Below are 18,500 nucleotides of genomic sequence, written 5' to 3' on the forward strand. Positions count from 1 at the left end.
CCCAGCCCAGAGCACCCCTGCCCAGACCACCCCTGCCCAGACCACCCCCCCCACCCAGACCCGTACCCGCCCGAGGACACCCCCACGATGACGACGACGTTCTCCGACGAAACGATGCTTCTGGACGACACGGCCCGCCTGCGCGCGGCGGCCGAGTTCGTCCGCGGGCATGACAGCGCCGCCCTGTTCCCCCTCCTCCTGCCCGGCCTCGACGGCCCGGACCTGACGGCGCTCGCCGGGCACTGCCGGTTCGCCCACGCCGGACTGCTGCTCTTCCCTCCGGACACGGAAGGCCTGCGGGCCCGGCTCGCCGACTGCGGGCTGGCCCCGGACACCCCTTCCCACCCCAGCGTGGTGGTCCGTGACCGCCTCGCCCGGCGCCACCGGCTCGATCCGGCGGAGCTCGACGTACGCATCCTGCGCCCGCAGGTCCACGGATCCGCCGGGGAGCGCCGCGCGGTCGAGGTGTTCGCCCTGACCGTGCCCCCGCACTCCGGCCTGGAACGGATCGCCGCCCACGAGCGCGCCCGCCGCCACGAGTCGCACCTCGCCTTCGAGGTCGAGCACCCGGAGCAGCTGGTCCTGCGCGGCCTGTGCGCGATCCTCGTCCGCCACGGCGCGCGCCCCGACGGCGGCGGCTACAACCCGCACGAGGACGGCACGGTCCTGTACTTCACCACCCCCGCCGATCCGGCCTGCGGATACCGGAGGCTGGAACTCTACGTACGCGGGGACCACCGCGGCGCCCTCGCCGCGCACCTGGACCACCCCGACGACGGCGCGCGGCCGCCCGCCGAAACGCTCCTTCGCCTCCTGACCGGCGCATGGACGACGCAGGCGCTCGCCGCCTTCGCCCGGCTGGGCCTGCCGGACGCGATGGACCCCAGCACCTCGTACCGCGCCGAGGACCTCGCGCGGCTGACCGGCACCCACCCCCGCGCCCTCGCCACCCTCCTGCGCTACCTCGCCATGCTCGGCGCCGTCACCCGGGACCAGGAACCGGACCGGGCCCCGGACCAGGAGCCGGACGGCTTCCGGCTGACCGGACTCGGCGCCCTGCTGCGCACGGACGAGCCGGGGTCGATGCGACCACTGGCCCTGCTGTACGGCGGCCCGTTCTACCGCTCCTTCGGCGGCCTCGACCACGCCGTGCGGACCGGAGAGCCCGCCTTCGACCACCTCTTCGGGGAGAACCACTTCGACCACTTCGCCCGCGACCCCGAACTCGCCGACCTCTTCGACCGGTCCATGGCCTCGAGCGCACGGATGTTCCAGCCGCTGCCCGCCCACCCGGTCATCACTGCCGCGGCCCGGGCGTCCGCGCCCGCGACCGTCGTCGACGTGGCCGGCGGGACGGGAGAGCTCCTCGGCCGTCTCCTGACCGCGCACCCGCGCCTGCGCGGGATCCTCCTCGAACGCCCCCACGCCGTCGAGGCCGCCCGCCGCCTGCTCGACGCCGCGGGCTGCGGCGCGCGCTGCGACTACCGCGCGGGCGACTTCGCCGACGTGCCGCCCGGCGGCGACGTGTACGTCCTCTCCCGCGTCCTGCACGACTGGGACGACGACCGCTGCCGGGAGATCCTGCGCCACTGCGCCCGCGCGATGCCCGCCCACGCGGACCTGCTGATCGTGGAACGGCTCCTGCCCGCCGACGGTTCCCCCTCCCTGGCCACCGCCTGGGACCTGCACATGCTGTGCAACGTCGGCGGCCGCGAACGCCGCACCGACCACTACGCGCGCCTGCTCGCCGACGCGGGCCTCGAACTCGTCGGCCACAGCCCCCTGCCCCTGGACGCGCACGTCCTGCACGCCCGCAGGTCCGCCGTCCCGTCCGCATCCCCCGGATCGGGTCGGGCGCGCGTGGCGATCAAGGCGGTCCGACCCGACCATGGAGGGTGCCCGAACCACGCGGGGTGTGACACATGACCGTGCCTCTCTCGGAAGATCCACTGCTGGCCGCGAAGCTCGCCGTACCCGTCCGGGCACCCGGCCTCGTCCGCCGCCCGCGCCTGATGCAGCGGCTCACGGTCGGCACGCGCGGGCCGCTGACGCTGATCACCGGGGGAGCGGGGTTCGGCAAGACCGCCCTCGCCTCGTCGTGGGCCCTGTCCCGGCCGGACCGCACCCCGGTGGTCTGGCTGACGGCGGAGGCGGACGACACCCCGGGCGTCTTCTGGGCGTACGTCGTCGAAGGGCTCCGGCGCCACGGCGTGCCGGCCGCGACCGGTCTGAAGCAGCCCGTCCACGCCGACGACGTCGCCCGCTCCTTCCTGATCCGCCTCGCCTCGACCCTCGAACAGGTGCCGGACCCGCTGGTCATGGTCGTCGACGGCCTCGACAAGCTCCCCGGCAGGGGAGTCCACGACGAGCTGAGGTTCGTCATGGAACACGCCGGTCCGGCCCTGCGCCTGGTCCTCATCAGCCGGGAGGACCCGCCCCTGCCGCTGCACCGCTACCGCGCCGACGGACGGGTCCACGAGATCCGCGAACACGACCTCGCCTTCACCCGGCACGAGGCGGCCCTGCTCCTCGGCGGAGGGGCCGGGGACGGCGGACGGGGCGGGCACGGCGGACCGCGACAAGCGCCGGACGACGACGTCGTGGACCTCCTGTTCGGGCACACCGAAGGCTGGGCCGCGGGCCTGCGGCTGTGCGCCCTGGCCCTGGCCCGGTCCGGCGACCCCGCCGGCTTCGCCCGTTCCCTCACCGCTTCCGAGCAGGCCGTCTCCGACTACCTCCTCACCGAGGTGCTCGCCACCCAGCCGGAGCCGCTGCGCGACCTGCTGCTGCGCACGGGCGTCCTGAACCTGGTCCACCCCGACCTCGCCGACGCCCTGACCGGACGGAACGACTCCGAGGGGGCCCTGCGGGACCTGGCCCGCAGTCATGCCTTCGTGGAACCGCTGGCCGGCACCCGGTGGTACCGGTTCCACCCGCTGTTCGCGGAGGTCCTGCGCACCCACCTGCGCAGCCGTCAGCCGGAACTGGAACCCCGGCTGCACCGCCGCGCGGCCCGCTGGTACGCCGGCCGGGGCCGGACCGCCGAGGCCGTGGCCGAGGCCGCGGCCGGCGGCGACTGGGCCTTCGCGGCCGCCCGGACCGTCCAGCACCTGATGGTCGTCCCCCTGCTGGCCGGATCCGGGCCGGCGGGTCCCCTGCGGGGCGGTCCCGCGGGCCTCCCCTGCGCCGACACCTTCGCCCGGATGCCCGCCGACACCCCGGGCGCCGCCCCGGCCCTGGTAGCCGCCGGCTGCCGACTGGTCCACCACGACGCCGCCGGATGCCGCTCCTGGCTCGTACGGGCCGAGCGCCGGCTGGCGCGTGCCGGCCGGCCGCCGGATCCGGCGACCCGGCTCACCGTCGCCCTGCTCCGGCTCCTGGCCGCTCCCCACGGCGGCGGCGACACGCAGGCGCGCCGGGTCGCCGTCCTCATGGCGGAGCTGCCGCCCGAGCAGCTCGCCCGCCACCCCGAGACCGAACCCCTGCGCCTGTACGGGCTGGCGTGCGCCCGCCTGCGCGCCGGCGACCCGCAAGCGGCCCGTGACGCGCTGGAGCAGGCGGTCCGGGCCTGCTCCGGTGACACGACGGCGGTCCTGCGCCACCGCTGCCTGGGACGGCTGGCGCTGGCCGACGCCGCCGCCGGAGCCCTGACCCGGGCCCAGGAGCACGCCACGGCCTCCCTGCGCGTCGCCGACGAGCACGGCATCCCCCTCGACCACCGCTGCGGTGCGGCCGGGCTGGCCCTGGCCACGGTGGCCCTGGAACGCGGCGACCTCGTCACGGCGGCGGCGCACCTCGAGCGCTGCGAGCAGCTCCCGGACGTCCGCCGCGACGCGGACCTCGCCACGGAGTGCCTGGTCCGGCGCGCGCACCTCGAACTCGCCCGGGGCCGGTGGCAGGCCGCGCTCGACCTGCTCGACGAGCCGGCCCGGGCCGGAGCCACCGCCACCGGCACCGGTACGGCCGTACGCCTGGCCGAGGCGCACGCCACCGCCGCACTGGCGCACGGGGATCCCGGCACGGCGCTGCTCGTCCTGGAGGACGCCCCCGACGGCCCGCCCTCGCGCGCGGTGGTCCTCGCGCGGGCGCATCTCGCCGCCGGGCACGGCGCGCGGGCGCTGCGGCTGATCGCGGACGCCGAGGACGCCGCCGCTCCCACCCTCACGGACCGGGTACGGCTGGAGCTCCTGCGGGCCCATCACGCCCTCCTGGACGGTGACGAGGCCGGGGCACGCGACCGGCTCGTACAGGCCCTCGACCGCGCGCGCCCCGAACTCCTGCGACGGCCCTTCACGGAGGCCGGTCCCTGGGTGCGGCACCTCGCGGCCGGGCTCGACGGGCGCAGCGCCGCCTACGCCTGGGTCACGGCCGCGCCCGCGGAGCCCGTGCCCCTCGTGGTCGACGAGCTGAGCCCGCGCGAGAGGGAGGTGCTCGGGCACGTGGCGCGGATGCTGTCCACCGAGGAGGTCGCCGCGGAGCTGGGACTGTCCGTGAACACCGTCAAGACCCACCTGCGCGGCATCTACCACAAGCTGGGTGTGTCCCGCAGGCGTGACGCGGTCGAACGTGCCCGCGAGCTGCACATGCTCTGACCGTGCCGTCGCCCCTGCTCGCGCGGCAGCGGCAGCGCCAGCGGCACCCGGCCGCCCCCTCACCTCGGACGGGTGAGGCGCGCGGCGCCCGGCCGCGGCCAGCATGGGGACGCCGGCTCCGGCCGGCACGACGCGGAAGGCCCCGCACCGGGCCCTCCCCCGGGCGAGGTGGGAAGGACGCCGCCCATGCGCTACGAATTCCGGATCACGGGCCATGTGTCCGACACGCTGTCCCACGCCTTTCCCGAACTCGACCACAAGCCGGCGTCCCGGCAGACCCAGTTCTACGGCACCGTCACGGACGAGGCGCACCTGTACGGCCTGCTCGGGCGCTTCCGGGACCTGGGCCTGCACGTCGAGGAGATGCGCCGGCTGCCCGACTGATCCCGGACACCGGGGCCGGACGGGCACCACACCAGGCGAGAGGAGCCGTCGCCATGACCGAGCGCGCAGCTGCCCCGGAGGCCGCCCTCACACCCGCCGCACGCGCGGAGCGCGGCAAGGCGGCCCGCGCGAGCGTACGGCGGGCGGAACAGGCGCTGTTCGACCCGGGAACCGAGCGGGCCGACCCCGTCGGCATCCTGGAGGCCGAGGCCGCCACACGGCTGCCCGAACTGCTGCCCATCCGCTACGGCCGGATGCTCCAGTCGCCCTTCCACTTCTACCGCGGCTCGGCCGCCATCATGGCCGCCGACCTCGGAGGGGCGCCCCACACGGGCCTGACGACCCAGCTGTGCGGCGACGCCCACCTCCTGAACTTCGGCCTCTTCGCCTCTCCCGAGCGCACCCTGGTCTTCGACGTGAACGATTTCGACGAGACGCACCCCGGCCCCTTCGAGTGGGACGTCAAGCGGCTCGCCGCCAGTCTCGCCGTCGCCGGCCGCGTCAACGGCTTCCCGGCGCGGATACGGGCCGCCGCGGTCCTGGAGGCGGCGTCGGCCTACCGTCTGCGGATGCGGCAGTTCGCGGGCATGCGCGTCCTGGACATCTGGTACGCCCACGACAACGCCGACGACCTGCGCGCCATCGCCGCCGAGGGCGGCCGCCGCGCTCTGAGCCGGGCCGACCGGGTCATCGGCAAGGCCCGTACCAGGGACCACCTCCAGGCCTTCGCCAAGCTCACCCACCGGGACGGAGGGCAGCTGCGCATCGCGGCGGACCCGCCCCTGGTGGTGCCGCTGTCCGAGCTGCGGGACGAGCCCACGGCGGCGGACCAGGACACCGTGCTGCGTGAACTCCTCGACTCCTACGCGGCCAGCCTGCCCCCCGACCGCCGGGCGCTCTTCGGGCGGTTCCGACTCGTCGACGTGGCCCGCAAGGTGGTCGGCGTGGGCAGCGTCGGCACCCGCTGCTGGATCGTCCTGCTGACCGGCAGGGACGAGGACGACCCGCTGTTCCTCCAGGCGAAGGAGGCCGGACCGTCCGTGCTCGCCCCGTACGCCGGGCCCGTCACGTACGACAACCAGGGCCACCGCGTGGTGGCCGGCCAGCGGCTGATGCAGGCCACCGGCGACATCTTCCTCGGCTGGCAGCGGGCCGAGGGCCTCGACGGCCGGCACCGCGACTTCTACGTCAGGCAACTGCACGACTGGAAGGGCTCCCTCAGCACGGAGGACATGCGGCCGGAGGGCATGCGGCTGCTCGCCCGCGTCTGCGGCGCCTCCCTCGCCCGCGCCCACGCGCGCTCCGGCGACCCCATCGCCATGGGCGCCTACCTCGGCGGATCGGACACCTTCGACCGCGCGCTGGCCGACTTCGCCGAGGCGTACGCCGACCGCAACGAGCGCGACTACGAGGCCCTCGTCGACGCCGCCCGGACCGGCCGGGTCCCCACCGCGGCCGGCTGACCGCCGCCGCCCGGCCCGGCGCCGCCGCCAGGACCGTACGGCTGACAGGGGAGCCGAGCGGCCCGTCAATGTGCCGACGGCCGCCGCCGCCTCCTTACGGTGGGTGGCAACGGTCGGCCGGGCCGCCCAGGCCCCGTACGGCCCGGGCAGAGAGGTGGCGCAGTGCGTCGATGGCGGGCTCTCCTGGTGCTGGGCACCGCGCAGTTCCTGATGGTGCTGGACACCGCGGTCATGAACGTCTCCATCAGCACCCTGGTGGAGGACTTCGACACCGACGTCACCGCCATCCAGGCCGTGATCACGCTCTACACGCTGGTCATGGCGGCCTTCATGATCACCGGCGGCAAGATCGGTGACATGGCCGGGCGCCGCCGTACCTTCGCCATCGGTCTGTGCGTCTACGGCGTGGGCTCCGCGCTGACGGCGCTGGCACCCGAACTGTGGGTCCTGACCCTCGGCTGGTCGGTCATCGAAGGCCTGGGCGCGGCCTTGGTCCTGCCCGCCCTCGCGGCCCTCGTCGCCGGTTCCTACCAGGGCCGGGACCGGGCCGTCGCCTACGGCGTGATCGGCGGGCTGGCGGGAGCGGGCATCGCGGTCGGCCCGCTGCTGGGCGGCTGGGTCACGACGTACCTCACCTGGCGCGTCGTCTTCGCCGGCGAGGTCGTGGTCGTGGTCGCCCTGCTCTGCGTGGTGCGCTGGATCACCGAGCCGCCGCGGCCCGCCCGGCCGCCCCGGCTCGACGCCGTCGGCGTGGCGCTGTCCGCCCTCGGCCTGGCCGGCGTGGTGCTCGGCGTCCTGCAGAGCTCGACCTGGGGATGGCTCCAGCCCCGGGACGTCCCCTTCACCGTCTTCGGATTCGCGCCGACGCTGTTCGTGGTGGCCGCGGGCTGCCTGCTGCTGTGGCTGTTCCGCATCTGGGAGCGGCGCCGCGAGTCCCGGCACGAGGACCCGCTCGTGAGCTTCGACCTGTTCGGCGTCCCCGTCCTGCGCTCCGGGCTCTCCATGCTGTTCGCCCAGAACCTCATCCTGCTCGGCCTCTTCTTCGTCATCCCCCTCTACCTCCAGATCGTGCAGGGGCTCAACGCGTTCGAGACGGGTCTGCGGCTGCTGCCGGTCTCGGTCACGATGTTCCTCTCGGCCCTCAGCGGTCCCTTCCTGGGCCGGGTGGCCGCCCCGCGCACGGTGGTCAGGGTGGGGCTGCTGGTCCTGCTCGGCGCCATCGTCTGGCTCCTCTCCACGATCCAGCCGGAGCTCGACGAGGCCTCGTTCGCCTGGGCGATGGGCCTGCTCGGCATCGGCATGGGCCTGCTGGCGTCCCAGCTGGGCAACGTGGTGCAGTCCAGCGTCGAGGAAAGCCGGCGCAGCGAGGCCGGCGGACTGCAGTACACCGCGCAGAACCTCGGCTCCTCGCTGGGCACCGCGCTCATCGGATCGGTGCTGATCCTGGCGCTCACCACCGTCTTCGTCCGGCAGATCGAGGAGAATCCCCTGATCTCCGACGCCGTGCGCGAGCAGACCGGCGTCGCGGTGGAGTCAGGGGTCAGTTTCCTCTCCACCGACCAGGTCCGGGCGGCGATCGAACAGACGGACGTCCCGGCGGCGGAGGCCGACGCCTACGTGGACGAGTACGCGCAGGCCCAGATCACCAGTCTCAAGACGGCGATCCTGGCCGTCGGGGCCGTCACCCTGGCCTGCTTCCCCTTCACCCGCCGGCTGCCCACGGGGCGGATGGGCGCACAGGCCAGTACGCCGCCGGCGCCCTGACCCCCGTCCTCCAGAGCCCCGCCCCCTTCCCTGAGAGCCCGGCCCTCCGGCCCCCCGCCCCCGGCCTCAGTGCGAGATGGCCGTCTTGAGCCCGACGATCAGCAGGCCCAGGACCAGGCTCGCCGCTGCCGCCATGGCCACCAGACGGCGCGACGCGCCGGCCCGTACCGCCCCGGCGACCGCCCAGCCGACGAGCCCGGCCAGGGCCACGGACAGCGCGAACCACACCGTCCCGGGGATGTCGAGACCGAGCGGCCCGCTCAGCGCGACGGCCGCGGCGGGCGGTACGGCCGCGTCGACCAGGGGCCGCTCGCGCGCGCACTCCCGGCGGACCTCGCGCCAGGTCAGCTGCGCGTCGGCCAGCGACACGCCGAAGAGGCGGGCGAAGACGTGCGCCGCCCAGAACACCACACCCGTGCCGAGCAGCAGCACGATCAGCTGCGTCCTCGGGAAGTTCCCGAGGCTGCCGGCCCCGACGATGACGGAGGCGGCGAGCAGCGACCCGTACACGGCTCCGGAGTAGTCGGACCGCGCCGCGCCACCCGGCCCCGGCCGCCCGCGGCCGTGCTCTCCCGGGTGCTCGCCCGTGCCCGCCGGAGCGGGCCGCTTCTCCACGGCCGCCCTCCCCATCGTCAGCGCGAGTCTGCGCACCCCGGCCCAGTCCATCGGCACCCCCGTCCGGATCCCGGGCCGGTGCCGGGGCACCAGCACCCGCAGGGCGCCGGGCTCCACCCGGCAGCGCACCGGCGCGGGCATGGTCAGCGACTCGCCGTCCACCCCGACCCGGACGAACGCGTCGTCCGAGTCCACGACGACCTCGCCGGTGCGCAGCGACGTCAGGCCGCTGGACCGTCCGTGCCGCAGGATCCCGGCTGCCTGCGCGGCGTTGTTCACCTTCACGCTCAGGACGCCGAGCGTGCCGGTGTCCAGCCGGGTGCGCCTGCCCAGCCCCGCCGGGTCGCCGTGGCCGTACGGATTGTTGCTGACCAGCACGGCCTGCGGCTCCTCGACGGTCGTCCCGTCGGCGTGCACGCGCAGCCGGGGCCCGCTGTGGCGCGCGAGCAGGTCCGGCAGCAGCGCCATGATCGTACGGATCTTGTCGTCCCGGTACGCCGGGCTCTGGACCACTTCCGCGTACGTCCCGAAGGAGGCGTTGTTGACGAAGACCCGGTCCCCGATCCGGCCGAGGTCCACCCGCAGCTCCACCCCGTCGGTCAGGGCGTCCAGGCAGGCCGCCGGGTCCCTGCGGTCCAGCCCGAGGTCCATCGCGAAGTGATTGCGCGTACCCGCGCTGACCACCAGGAACGGTACGTTGCGTTCCGCCGCCACGCCGGCGACCAGGGCCTGCGTACCGTCGCCCCCGGCGACCCCGACGAGGTCGGCGCCCCGGTCCACCGCCCGGCGGGCGAGATCGGCGACGTCCTGGGGGTGGTCCGGGTCGAGGAGCACCACCTCCGCTCCCAGCGCCTCGGCCTTCTCCCGCAGGTGGAAGGAGCCGACCTTGCCGCCCCCTGAGCGCGGATTCATGATGAGGAACGGCCGTTCGGGCGGCGGGGCCCGGAACTCGGGCATCCTGGACCGGCCCTCCGCGGTGAGGGCGGCCCGCCCGGCCGCCACGGCCAGGGCCCACAGGAGGGCCGCGCAGAGCACCACCCACAGCAGCCCGGCGTGCACGTACCAGACGATCACGGCCACCGGGGCCGCCACGACCAGGAGCAGCGCCACCCACCGCACCGGGCCGCGATGGGCCAGCACCAGCCAGCCGGCCACCACCGTCAGCACCACCCCGGCCGCTCCCACGAGCACCAGGAGGATGCTCCGGTAGCCGGCGAAGACCAGCATGACGATCAGGGCCGCCGCACCGGACAGCAGGGCCAGCCGCGCCTTGGCGTGCATGCTCACGTGGGGATCCTCCGCTCTGCCGTACCTTCACCCCCCGATCTCCATTGAGCTCCAGGCCGGATGGCCGCGCATCTCCCGGGGGTCCGCCCCGTCCCGGGTGACGGCATCCTCCGTACGGCCGGTGGCCCCACCCGGACCGGGTGATGCAGGCGACGGGGGGAGCGAGGACCCTGGAGCACGCCACACAGACGCCGCCCCGCGGCCGGGGCAGCCTTGCGACGGAGACGATGATGGACGACTATCCGCTGCTCAACGCATTCCTCACCATGCTCTGGTTCTTCCTGTGGGTGCTGTGGTTCATGCTGCTCTTCAGGATCATCGGGGACATCTTCCGGGACGACAGCCTGGGCGGCTGGGGCAAGACGGGATGGACGGTCCTCGTCTGCGTCGTGCCCTTCCTCGGCTGCTTCATCTACCTCCTCGCCCGGGGCCGCGGCATGGGCGAGCGCCAGCTCCGGCAGATGCAGGAGCAGGAGAAGGCCTTCCGCTCGTACGTCCAGGAGGCGGCCGGGGACACCGCGTCCGTGACGGCGACGGCCGACGAGCTCGCCAAACTCGCCGGGATGCGCAACCACGGCGACCTCACCGCCGCCGAGTACGAGCAGGCCAAGGCCAAGGTCCTGGCGTCCCACTGACCGCGCCGCCGGCGTCGCGCGGCCCTGGAGCCCGGCGGCCGCGTCACCCGGCCGGGCCGGCCGGTGGGCCGGGTGACGCGGCTGTGCGACCCGACGAACGGAGGGCACGGTGGCCCGTCCCGACGGAGCGCCCGAGGCCCTGCTGCGCGCGGCCATGCGCGAGCCGGGCCGGCTGCCCGAACTGCTGGCCGGCTTCGCCCTGCGGCACGCCGGACCGCGCGCCGCCCGCAGCGTGGCCAGGCTGCGCGCCGAGCGGCCCGACGCGGACGCCGCCTCGCTCGGCGCGGAGGTCGTGGCCCGGGGGATGCGCCGGACGGTGACCGAGGGGGCCTTCGTCGGCGGCCCGTTCCTCGTGTTCATCCCGGTCGCGTTCTGCGCGGCGCTGCTCAGCCAGGCCCGGACCATGCTGGAACTGGCCGCCGTGGCCGGACACGATCCGACGGCTCCGCGGCGGGCCGCGGAGCTCATGGTGCTCCAGGGGGTCTACGAGGACGCGGACGCCGCGGAGCGCGCGCTGGCGACGCACGGGAAGGCCGACCGGCAGCCGTCCGGGGAGCGCGGCGACGGCCGGCCGGCGCGCCGCGAGGGCGGGCGGATCTCCACCCTGACGGCGCTGACGCTCCGCATGGCCAAACTCCTCGGCGTGACGCCACCGCGCCCGACGGACACCACCCCGACCGCACGGGACCGGCTCGTCTCCGTGGGCCGCTGGGCGCTCCTGGTGCTGACGCTGCTGGTGGGCACCGTGGCCCCGCTGGTGTGGCTGCCCTACATGGCGGTGTCCTACCGCAGGGGGTCCCGCGAAGCGTTCTCCCGCGCCGCCGCGATGTACCTGACCCACACCGGGCTGCCGCGCCGGCGCACCACCACCTCCCGCCTGGATCCCGGCATGCTGGCCGCGCTCCTACGGGCTGTGGGCTACGTGGTGCTGCCGGCGCTGCTGGTGGTCGTGGTCCACGGCGCCGACCTCCGGATGGCCGGGAGTGTGTGGCCGGTCGTGGGCATCGTGCTCGTCGTGGCGTCCGTAGGGGCGGGCGCGCTGTGGCAGTACCGCCGCCGGCACCGCGCCCCGGACGCAGACGATGCGTAGGCCGAGTCGCCCGAGGGCGCCGGTCCGGCGGACCGGGGCCGGACACCCCTTGGCGACCGGACGCTGGACAGCCCCTGGCGGGCGCTCGCGGGAGCCGCCGCTCACGCGCGCTTGGCGGCGGCCCGCTTGGTCCTGGTCGCCCCGGTGGCCTTCCGGCTGCGTGCAGGCCTCGCCGGTCGCACCGGGGCCGGCTCCGGCTCCGGCTCCGGCTCCGGCACCTCGGCGGTCTTCGGCGCGCGGGACGCCGAGCGGGGCCGGCCGGTGTTCCATTTCAGTTCGATCTCCAGCTCGATCTCGTCCCCGTCCACCTCGATCTCCACCTCGGTGCGCAGCTCGTCCGGCAGCCGCAGGCTCAGCACGCCCGCGCCGAGCTCGATATCGGCCTTCTCGCCGCTTCGCAGCGCCTCGGCGAGCGCCGCGAGCTGGTCGGCGGCCTCCATGCGGGACAACGAGCGCTTCTGCTCGTACTTGAGGTCTGACACGGCTTCCTCCAGGACAAGGCCAGGACACGGGGACGTACGGGCCGGCACGGACCGGACACCTGCCATGGTCCGTTCCACGACGCCATCACGCGGCCCCGGAGCCGTCCCCGTTGGACCATTCGGCCGACCTCCGCGTTCCTCGTGCACGATCGATGATCAACAGCGGGAGGGTGTCGGCAGATCTGTGCGGAATATCTACTTCCGGTGGGGCTTCCTGCACCATGACGCGCACCCGACAACCTCAACGCAGAGGTGACACATGAGGCATCGGCGTCTGGCGAGGGTCGCGCCGGCGGCACTCACGCTGGCCCTGCTCGGATTCGGCCAGCTCACCGGCGCGCGAGGGTATGCCGGCCGGCGGCGTCCTCGCCCCGGCCCGTGATCCGCTCCGGGTCCGGCTGCGGCAGGTCGATCACCTCGAACCGCCGGCCGCGGGCGTCCGTCGCCTTCGGCAGGACGGACTTCGCCTGGTCGGCGGAGCGCGACCAGGAGTCGGCAGGAACGCCGGGGTGGGCGCGGTCCAGAAGGACGACACCGGGGGCGGTGAACCGTACGAGGCTGTCCACGTGGGCGTCGGTGATGTCCTGGCCGCGCACGCCCGCGAACCACACCACCTTCTCGACGCCCAGGTTCTGCTTCAGCTCCGCCTCGATGGTGTCACGGGACCTGCCGCGGTTGCGGTTGTCGTTGACGATCGAGCTCTCGGTGATCAGCAACGTGCCCTCGCCGTCGGTCTCGAAGGATCCGCCCCCGGCGGCCACCCGGGCCTGGGCCCGGGGGATCCCGTACCTCTGGAGCACGGTGCGCCCCACGGCCCCGTCGTTCTTGTGCTCCTGCTTGTTGCCCCAGCCGTTGACGTTGAAGTCGAAGTCGACGCCGACGACCTTGCCGCCCTCCTCGACGAAGACGGGGACGGTGTCACGCGTCCACAGGTCGTCGACGGCCGGCGGGATGACCTCGACCCGGGATCCGCACGCCCGCTGCGCGGCGTCCACCTGGTCGGGCCGGGCCATCATGACCACCGCCCCGTACTCGCCGACGGCCCGGGCGATCCGCGCGATGTCCTCGCGGACGCAGCGCAGGTCCTCGGCCCACACCGAGGTCAGGGCCGGCCAGGCCATGAACGTGCGGGTGTGGGATTCCCACGCCGCGCCGAGCCGGCGCCCGCCGCCCGGCCCGCCGGGCCGGGAGGGAGTACCGATCGCGGGGGACGGCCCCCGGGTGATCGACTTCGGTATCGCGCGGGCCGTGGACGCCGCCGCGCTCACCGGCACGGGACTGAGGATCGGGACCGCGGCGTTCATGGCCCCGGAACAGGCGCTGGGCCTCCCGGTGACGCCGGCCACCGACGTCTTCGCGCCGGGGACACTGGCCGCCTACGTGGCGGGCGGGGCGAAACCGTTCGGAGACGGGCCGGAGTCGGGCGCACCGTACCGGGTGGTCCACGACCGCCAGAGTGCTGTGCCCCTATTGCCCGGATACCCTGGGACATGTGATCGAGTCTGGACGGCCGCGGCTGCGTCGGAGCTACGGCCCGGGGAGGCTTGTGCGGCTGTCGCCGGTCATCCTGACCGTCGTGATCGCCAGCCTGGCCTACGCCACCCCGCCGGAAATGGCCTTCAGCCGCCTGCTGCCCGCGGCGCCGGCCCTGGCGGCGGCCATGTGGCCGGTCCTCCCCACGGTCCTGCTCGGTACGGTCTGCCTCATCCTGATGATCGGCCTCAGCTTCGTCTTCCCCGACCTGGGAGCGTGGTGGACGTGCGCGGGCATCGTCGCGGTCACGGTGGCCGCCGCGTACGGAAGCCATGTCCGCCTCCAGCGGGAGCGCACCCTCTTCCAGGTCCGGCTCGTCGCCGACGCGGCGCAGCAGGTCGTGCTGAGCCCCATGCCGCGCCGCTTCGGCGACGTCGAGATCGAATCGCTCTACCTCGCCGCCGCCGCCGAGGCCCGTATCGGCGGGGACTTCTACGAGGTGGTCGACACGCCGTACGGGGTCAGGCTGCTGATCGGTGACGTGCGGGGCAAGGGCCTGCCGGCGGTGGGGGCGGCCGCGGCGATCGTCAACGCCTTCCGGGAGGCGGCCTACGGTGAGGCCGACATGGTCGCCGTCGCGCGCAGGATGGACGCCAGCAGTACCCGGTACAACGCCGCGTTTCCCCCCGACGGGCCGATGGAGCGCTTCGCCACCGCCCTGCTCGCCGAGATCCCGCACGGCGGCAGACGTATCGACATCCTCAACTGCGGACACCCCCCGCCGATGCTCCTGAACCGCGGGAGACTCCGTGTCCTCGAGCCCGGCAGCCCCTCGCCGCTGCTCAGCCTCGCGGAGCTCATCGGTGATGACTACACCGTCGACACGTTCGACTTCATCCCCGGCGACCTGCTGCTCCTCTATACCGACGGGATCGCCGAGACCCGTGCCCGGGACGGTGAGTTCTTCCCGCTGGCGGCCTGGATGGGCCGGCAGCCCCCCACGCCGCCCCGCGAGCTGCTCGCGGCCCTGCACCGGGACCTCCTGCGGTACAGCAGGGGGCGCCTCGACGACGACATCGCCGCCCTCGCCGTACGCCTGTGCGAGCCCTGAGGCGGGAACCCGACGAAGAACCTTACGAGGGCGAGGGCGAGGGCGAGGGCGAGGGAGTGGGAGTGGGAGTGGGAGTGGGAGTGGGCGTGGGCGTGGGCGTGGGCGTGTGCCTGCGGCGTGTGCGCAGCGCCAGGTAGCCGGTCAGCCCGCCCAGTGCGACGCACAGCGGCGAGTAGAGGGCCAGGTCCCAGTGGCGGAACCGCTCCGGCGCCTCCTGCAGCTCGAGGCCGGACACCAGCAGTCCGCCCAGTCCGCGGACGGTCAGCGCGCCGGAGAGGGTCCACAGGCCCGTCCGCGCCAGTCGCGAGGGCGCGAGCCGGTGCGCCGGCCGGGCGGCCGTGACCACGAGCCACGCGCCGGCGCCGAGCAGACCCGCGACGGCCAGCGTGGCGGGGACCGAGGGCAGCCGGCCCTCGTCGACGCCGACCACGACGGCCGCGAACTCGGCGCGGTCGGCCAGCGGCCAAGGGGAGACGGTCCACACCACGTGCAGGGCGCCGGCCGCCGCCAGGCCGGCGGCCGCGACACCGGCCGCGGCGAGGGCGCCGCCACCCGCACCGCTCCCGATCTCGAGCGCATCACCCGTACCGCCCGTACTGGCTCCGCCACCCGCCGAACCGAGCAGCCATTCCCTGGCCTTCATGCTGCCGCCCTTCCCCACCTCCGCAGGTCTGCCACCGGGCCATCGGGCGCCGGCGGCAGATCCATACACCGCTGTATGGATGTTCCATACAGTACTGTACGGAACATGGTGAAGGGCAAGGTCAGCAAGGACGACTGGACGATGGCGGCACTGCGGGCGCTCGCCCGCGGCGGGGCCGCCGCGGTGGCGGTGGATGTGCTGGCCAGGCAGCTCGGCGTCTCCCGCGGAAGCTTCTACTGGCACTTCGAGAACCGGGAGGCCCTCCTCGTGGCCGCCCTCGAGACCTGGGAGCGGCGCGGTACGGCCGAGGTCATCGCGGCCGTCCGGGAGCAGGCGGACCCCCTGGCGCGGGCGCGGGCCCTGTTCGCCGAGGCGCTGGGGGACGAGGAGATCGCCGGGCTGGAGCCCGCCCTCGCCGCGGAGGCGGGCCACCCGGCGGTCGCCGAGGTCGTCGCGCGCGTCACGCGGACCCGGCTCGCCTTCCTCGAAGAGGTGTACACCGGCCTCGGTCTGGGGCAGCAGGACGCCCGCCATCGGGCGCTCGCCGCGTACGCCGCCTACCTGGGATGGCTCGAGCTCCGCAGGACGGCGCCCGGTCCCGCCCCCGAGGCACAGCTCCAGGGCCCCGGCTCCGCCGAGGCCCTCGCCCACCTGATCGACATGATCCTCGCGCCGGCCGGTACCGGTACGCGTACCGGCGGCGGATCGTGAGCGGCGGGGCTCAGCCGCGGTGCCCGACCGCCGCCAGGGCGTCCTTGACCTCCCGCGCCACGCGGGCGGCGTCCTCGGGGTTGTGCACCACGTCCGTGTGGTTCATGTCGATGACGAGGACCTCGCTGGCCGAGTAGTGCTTGTGCACCCAGTCGTCGTAGCCGGACCACAGCGTGCGGTAGTACTCGACGAGGGCCTCGTCCTGTTCGAAATCGCGGCCCCGCAGTCCGATGCGGTGCAGCACCGTCTCGAAGTCCGCCTTGAGGTAGACCATGAGATCGGGCGCCTTGCGGTAGGGCAGGCCGTCGATCTCGCGCATCATCTCCTCCAGCAGCCCCTCGTACACCTGCATCTCGAGGGAGCTGATGCGGCCCAGGTCGTGGTTGACCTTGGCGAAGTACCAGTCCTCGTAGATGGAGCGGTCGAGGACGTTGTCACCCTGCTTGTACGCCTCCTTGATCGCGGCGAACCGCGTCTGCAGGAAGTAGAGCTGGAGCAGGAAGGGGTAGCGCTTCGCCTGGATCTCCTCGGGGCCGGCCGTGTAGAAGAGGGGCAGGATCGGGTTGTCTTCCACGCTCTCGTAGAAGACGTCGCTGCCCAGCTCCTCGGCGAGCAGCTCGGCCACACTCGTTTTGCCGATGCCGATCATGCCTCCGACGCAGATCACTGGCATACCTCACTTCTCCCTGGGGGTCTTCTGTTCGTGGGCGGGTGGGCTGGGCGCCCCACACCACTGAGACGCACACCGGCGGTCACGCGACTCCCCGGGATCTTCCAGATCCGCGTCATGTGGTCCCGTCCGGACCAAGGCCCTGACCCAGGCCGCTCTCCTCGACCGGCCGGCCTGACGCTTGCGCGGCCGCCGCGCACAGCGCCGAGCCGCGGCCCCGCGGCCGCCTTGAATCTTAGATGACGATCAGCCCCCCGTAGGCCAGGGCGCCGGACCGCACCGAGGGGGCGGGGGCCGGATCCGCCGTCGTCAGGCCCCCGGGGCATCGGCTACGGTCCTTGACTGTGAACCGTACCGAGCGCCTGTACGCCCTCGTGGAGGAGTTACGCGCGGTCTCGCCCCGGCCGCGCAGCGCCCGGTGGCTCGCCGAGCGCTTCGGCGTCAGCACCCGCACCATCGAGCGCGACCTCAGCGCCCTGCAGCAGTCCGGTGTGCCGCTCTACGCCGAACCGGGCCGCAGCGGCGGGTACGTGGTGGACAAGGACCACACCCTGCCGCCCCTGACCATCACCCCGGCCGAGGCGGCCGCCCTGGCCGTCGCCCTGCACGGGCTGTCCGGGACGCCGTTCGCCGCGGACGCCCGCGCGGCGCTGCACAAGGTGCTCGCCGTCATGCCGGAGCGCGAACGCCAGGCCGCTCGGGAGCTCGCCGGCCGGATCCGGCTCGCCGTGAACCCCGCCCGCCCGTCCGCGCTCCCGCACACCCTGCGCGAGGCGCTCTCGGCCCACCGGGTGCTGCACCTGCGCTACGCCGACGCGCGGGGCGAGGCCACCGACCGCACCGTCGAACCCCTGGGCTTCCTCGGCGCCGACCACTGGTACCTCATCGGCTGGTGCCGGCTGCGTTCCGGCGTACGCGGCTTCCGCCTCGACCGCATCCGCGAGGCGCGGGCACTGGAGGAGACGGCGGAGCCGCGTCCGCTGGACCTGTCCGAACTGGACACCCTCGGATGGGATTTCGTCCCGCTCGACGAGCTCTACGGTTTCGCTTGAGCCGCCGCCCGGACGGCTAAATACCGACAGGGGGGTGTCGCCCCCGGCCCGGAGGCTGGGTGACCACGAACCGACCATGGAAGGCACCCATGTCTGTGACGACGACCCCCACCACCGACTCCGCCCCGCTGACCCGGGAGGCCGGCACCCGCCTGGTGGAGGGCTGGACGGCGCTCTGGAACGGAAACGTCGCCCTCGCCGAGCAGATCCTCGCCCCCGGCTTCCGGCTGCACTTCGCGGACGACTTCGACGGCACCGGCTCCGCCGCCTCCTTCGGCCAGGACGAACTGATGGCGTTCATCTCGGCCAACAGCCTGGCCCTCACCGGCCTGACGTTCGCCGCCGACGCCGCGCCGCTGGTCGACACCGAGCGCGGCGAGATGGCCTGCCGTTGGCTCGAGAGCAATGCCGACGGCGACGGAGACGTCGTCGTCAAGAGCGGCATCGACATGTTCGAGGTCACGGACGGCCGGATCTCCGCCGTGTGGTCGCTCACCGGCAACCGCCGCTTCGCCGCCTGACCGGCCG

Annotated in this window: 16 protein-coding genes; 11 read left to right on the forward strand and 5 right to left on the reverse strand. The window is 74.2% G+C overall.

All coding sequences use genetic code 11. The features are described 5' to 3' along the window. The first annotated feature begins 87 nt into the window (after positions 1-87). The 5 genes from ACIPXB_RS04250 to ACIPXB_RS04270 all read left to right on the forward strand — a co-directional run bounded on the left by ACIPXB_RS04250 (position 88) and on the right by ACIPXB_RS04270 (position 8,203). Positions 88-1,926 (forward strand): methyltransferase, encoded by a 1,839-nt coding sequence (locus tag ACIPXB_RS04250; protein WP_401444282.1) that lies wholly within the window; start codon positions 88-90, stop codon positions 1,924-1,926. Beyond that, on the forward strand, positions 1,923-4,592 hold the full coding sequence (locus ACIPXB_RS04255; protein ID WP_401444285.1) for a LuxR C-terminal-related transcriptional regulator: 2,670 nt from the start codon (positions 1,923-1,925) through the stop codon (positions 4,590-4,592). The genes ACIPXB_RS04250 and ACIPXB_RS04255 overlap by 4 nt, the downstream gene beginning before the upstream one ends. A gap of 186 nt (positions 4,593-4,778) precedes the next feature. Beyond that, positions 4,779-4,976 carry a hypothetical protein gene (locus ACIPXB_RS04260; RefSeq protein ID WP_401444288.1) on the forward strand — a complete coding sequence of 66 codons (198 nt, stop codon included), beginning with the start codon at positions 4,779-4,781 and terminating at the stop codon, positions 4,974-4,976. A 53-nt stretch (positions 4,977-5,029) separates the two neighbouring features. Continuing rightward, positions 5,030-6,439, forward strand: coding sequence for a DUF2252 domain-containing protein (locus ACIPXB_RS04265; RefSeq protein WP_401444290.1), 1,410 nt, complete (start codon positions 5,030-5,032; stop codon positions 6,437-6,439). A 162-nt stretch (positions 6,440-6,601) separates the two neighbouring features. Further along, positions 6,602-8,203, forward strand: a complete 1,602-nt coding sequence (locus tag ACIPXB_RS04270) for an MFS transporter (protein ID WP_401444291.1) — start codon at positions 6,602-6,604, stop codon at positions 8,201-8,203. A gap of 66 nt (positions 8,204-8,269) precedes the next feature. Here ACIPXB_RS04270 and ACIPXB_RS04275 read toward each other — a convergent pair whose 3' ends face one another. Then, complete coding sequence (locus ACIPXB_RS04275) at positions 8,270-10,099, reverse strand: diacylglycerol/lipid kinase family protein (RefSeq protein WP_401444426.1); 1,830 nt, start codon at positions 10,097-10,099, stop codon at positions 8,270-8,272. 236 nt (positions 10,100-10,335) lie between these two features. On the opposite strand from ACIPXB_RS04275, the gene ACIPXB_RS04280 reads away from it, so the two are divergent. Further along, entirely contained in the window at positions 10,336-10,740 is a 405-nt protein-coding gene (locus ACIPXB_RS04280) for an SHOCT domain-containing protein (RefSeq protein WP_401444293.1), read from the forward strand. Positions 10,741-10,849: 109 nt separating this feature from the next. Then, positions 10,850-11,830 (forward strand): hypothetical protein, encoded by a 981-nt coding sequence (locus ACIPXB_RS04285; RefSeq protein ID WP_401444296.1) that lies wholly within the window; start codon positions 10,850-10,852, stop codon positions 11,828-11,830. 101 nt (positions 11,831-11,931) lie between these two features. Here ACIPXB_RS04285 and ACIPXB_RS04290 read toward each other — a convergent pair whose 3' ends face one another. Together ACIPXB_RS04290 and ACIPXB_RS04295 are read right to left on the reverse strand one after the other, a co-directional pair. After that, positions 11,932-12,312, reverse strand: coding sequence for an amphi-Trp domain-containing protein (locus tag ACIPXB_RS04290; protein WP_401444298.1), 381 nt, complete (start codon positions 12,310-12,312; stop codon positions 11,932-11,934). Positions 12,313-12,641: 329 nt separating this feature from the next. Then, complete coding sequence (locus ACIPXB_RS04295) at positions 12,642-13,538, reverse strand: agmatine deiminase family protein (RefSeq protein WP_401444428.1); 897 nt, start codon at positions 13,536-13,538, stop codon at positions 12,642-12,644. Positions 13,539-13,804: 266 nt separating this feature from the next. On the opposite strand from ACIPXB_RS04295, the gene ACIPXB_RS04300 reads away from it, so the two are divergent. Continuing rightward, positions 13,805-14,896: a PP2C family protein-serine/threonine phosphatase gene (locus tag ACIPXB_RS04300; protein WP_401444300.1), complete on the forward strand. Its 1,092-nt coding sequence runs from the start codon at positions 13,805-13,807 to the stop codon at positions 14,894-14,896. A 22-nt stretch (positions 14,897-14,918) separates the two neighbouring features. Here ACIPXB_RS04300 and ACIPXB_RS04305 read toward each other — a convergent pair whose 3' ends face one another. Beyond that, positions 14,919-15,539, reverse strand: coding sequence for a DUF3995 domain-containing protein (locus ACIPXB_RS04305; RefSeq protein WP_401444302.1), 621 nt, complete (start codon positions 15,537-15,539; stop codon positions 14,919-14,921). A 105-nt stretch (positions 15,540-15,644) separates the two neighbouring features. Here ACIPXB_RS04305 and ACIPXB_RS04310 point away from each other — a divergent pair, with 105 nt between their 5' ends. Further along, positions 15,645-16,250 (forward strand): TetR/AcrR family transcriptional regulator, encoded by a 606-nt coding sequence (locus tag ACIPXB_RS04310; protein ID WP_401444305.1) that lies wholly within the window; start codon positions 15,645-15,647, stop codon positions 16,248-16,250. A gap of 10 nt (positions 16,251-16,260) precedes the next feature. Here ACIPXB_RS04310 and ACIPXB_RS04315 read toward each other — a convergent pair whose 3' ends face one another. Beyond that, positions 16,261-16,923 (reverse strand): deoxynucleoside kinase, encoded by a 663-nt coding sequence (locus ACIPXB_RS04315; protein ID WP_401444307.1) that lies wholly within the window; start codon positions 16,921-16,923, stop codon positions 16,261-16,263. A 341-nt stretch (positions 16,924-17,264) separates the two neighbouring features. Between ACIPXB_RS04315 and ACIPXB_RS04320 the strand changes: the two genes are divergently transcribed. Further along, positions 17,265-17,972: a helix-turn-helix transcriptional regulator gene (locus ACIPXB_RS04320; RefSeq protein ID WP_401444310.1), complete on the forward strand. Its 708-nt coding sequence runs from the start codon at positions 17,265-17,267 to the stop codon at positions 17,970-17,972. A gap of 89 nt (positions 17,973-18,061) precedes the next feature. Beyond that, positions 18,062-18,493, forward strand: a complete 432-nt coding sequence (locus ACIPXB_RS04325; protein ID WP_401444312.1) for a hypothetical protein — start codon at positions 18,062-18,064, stop codon at positions 18,491-18,493. The last annotated feature ends 7 nt before the right edge of the window (positions 18,494-18,500 follow it).

Source organism: Streptomyces sp. NPDC090022, assembly GCF_044748145.1.
GTDB lineage: Bacteria > Actinomycetota > Actinomycetes > Streptomycetales > Streptomycetaceae > Streptomyces.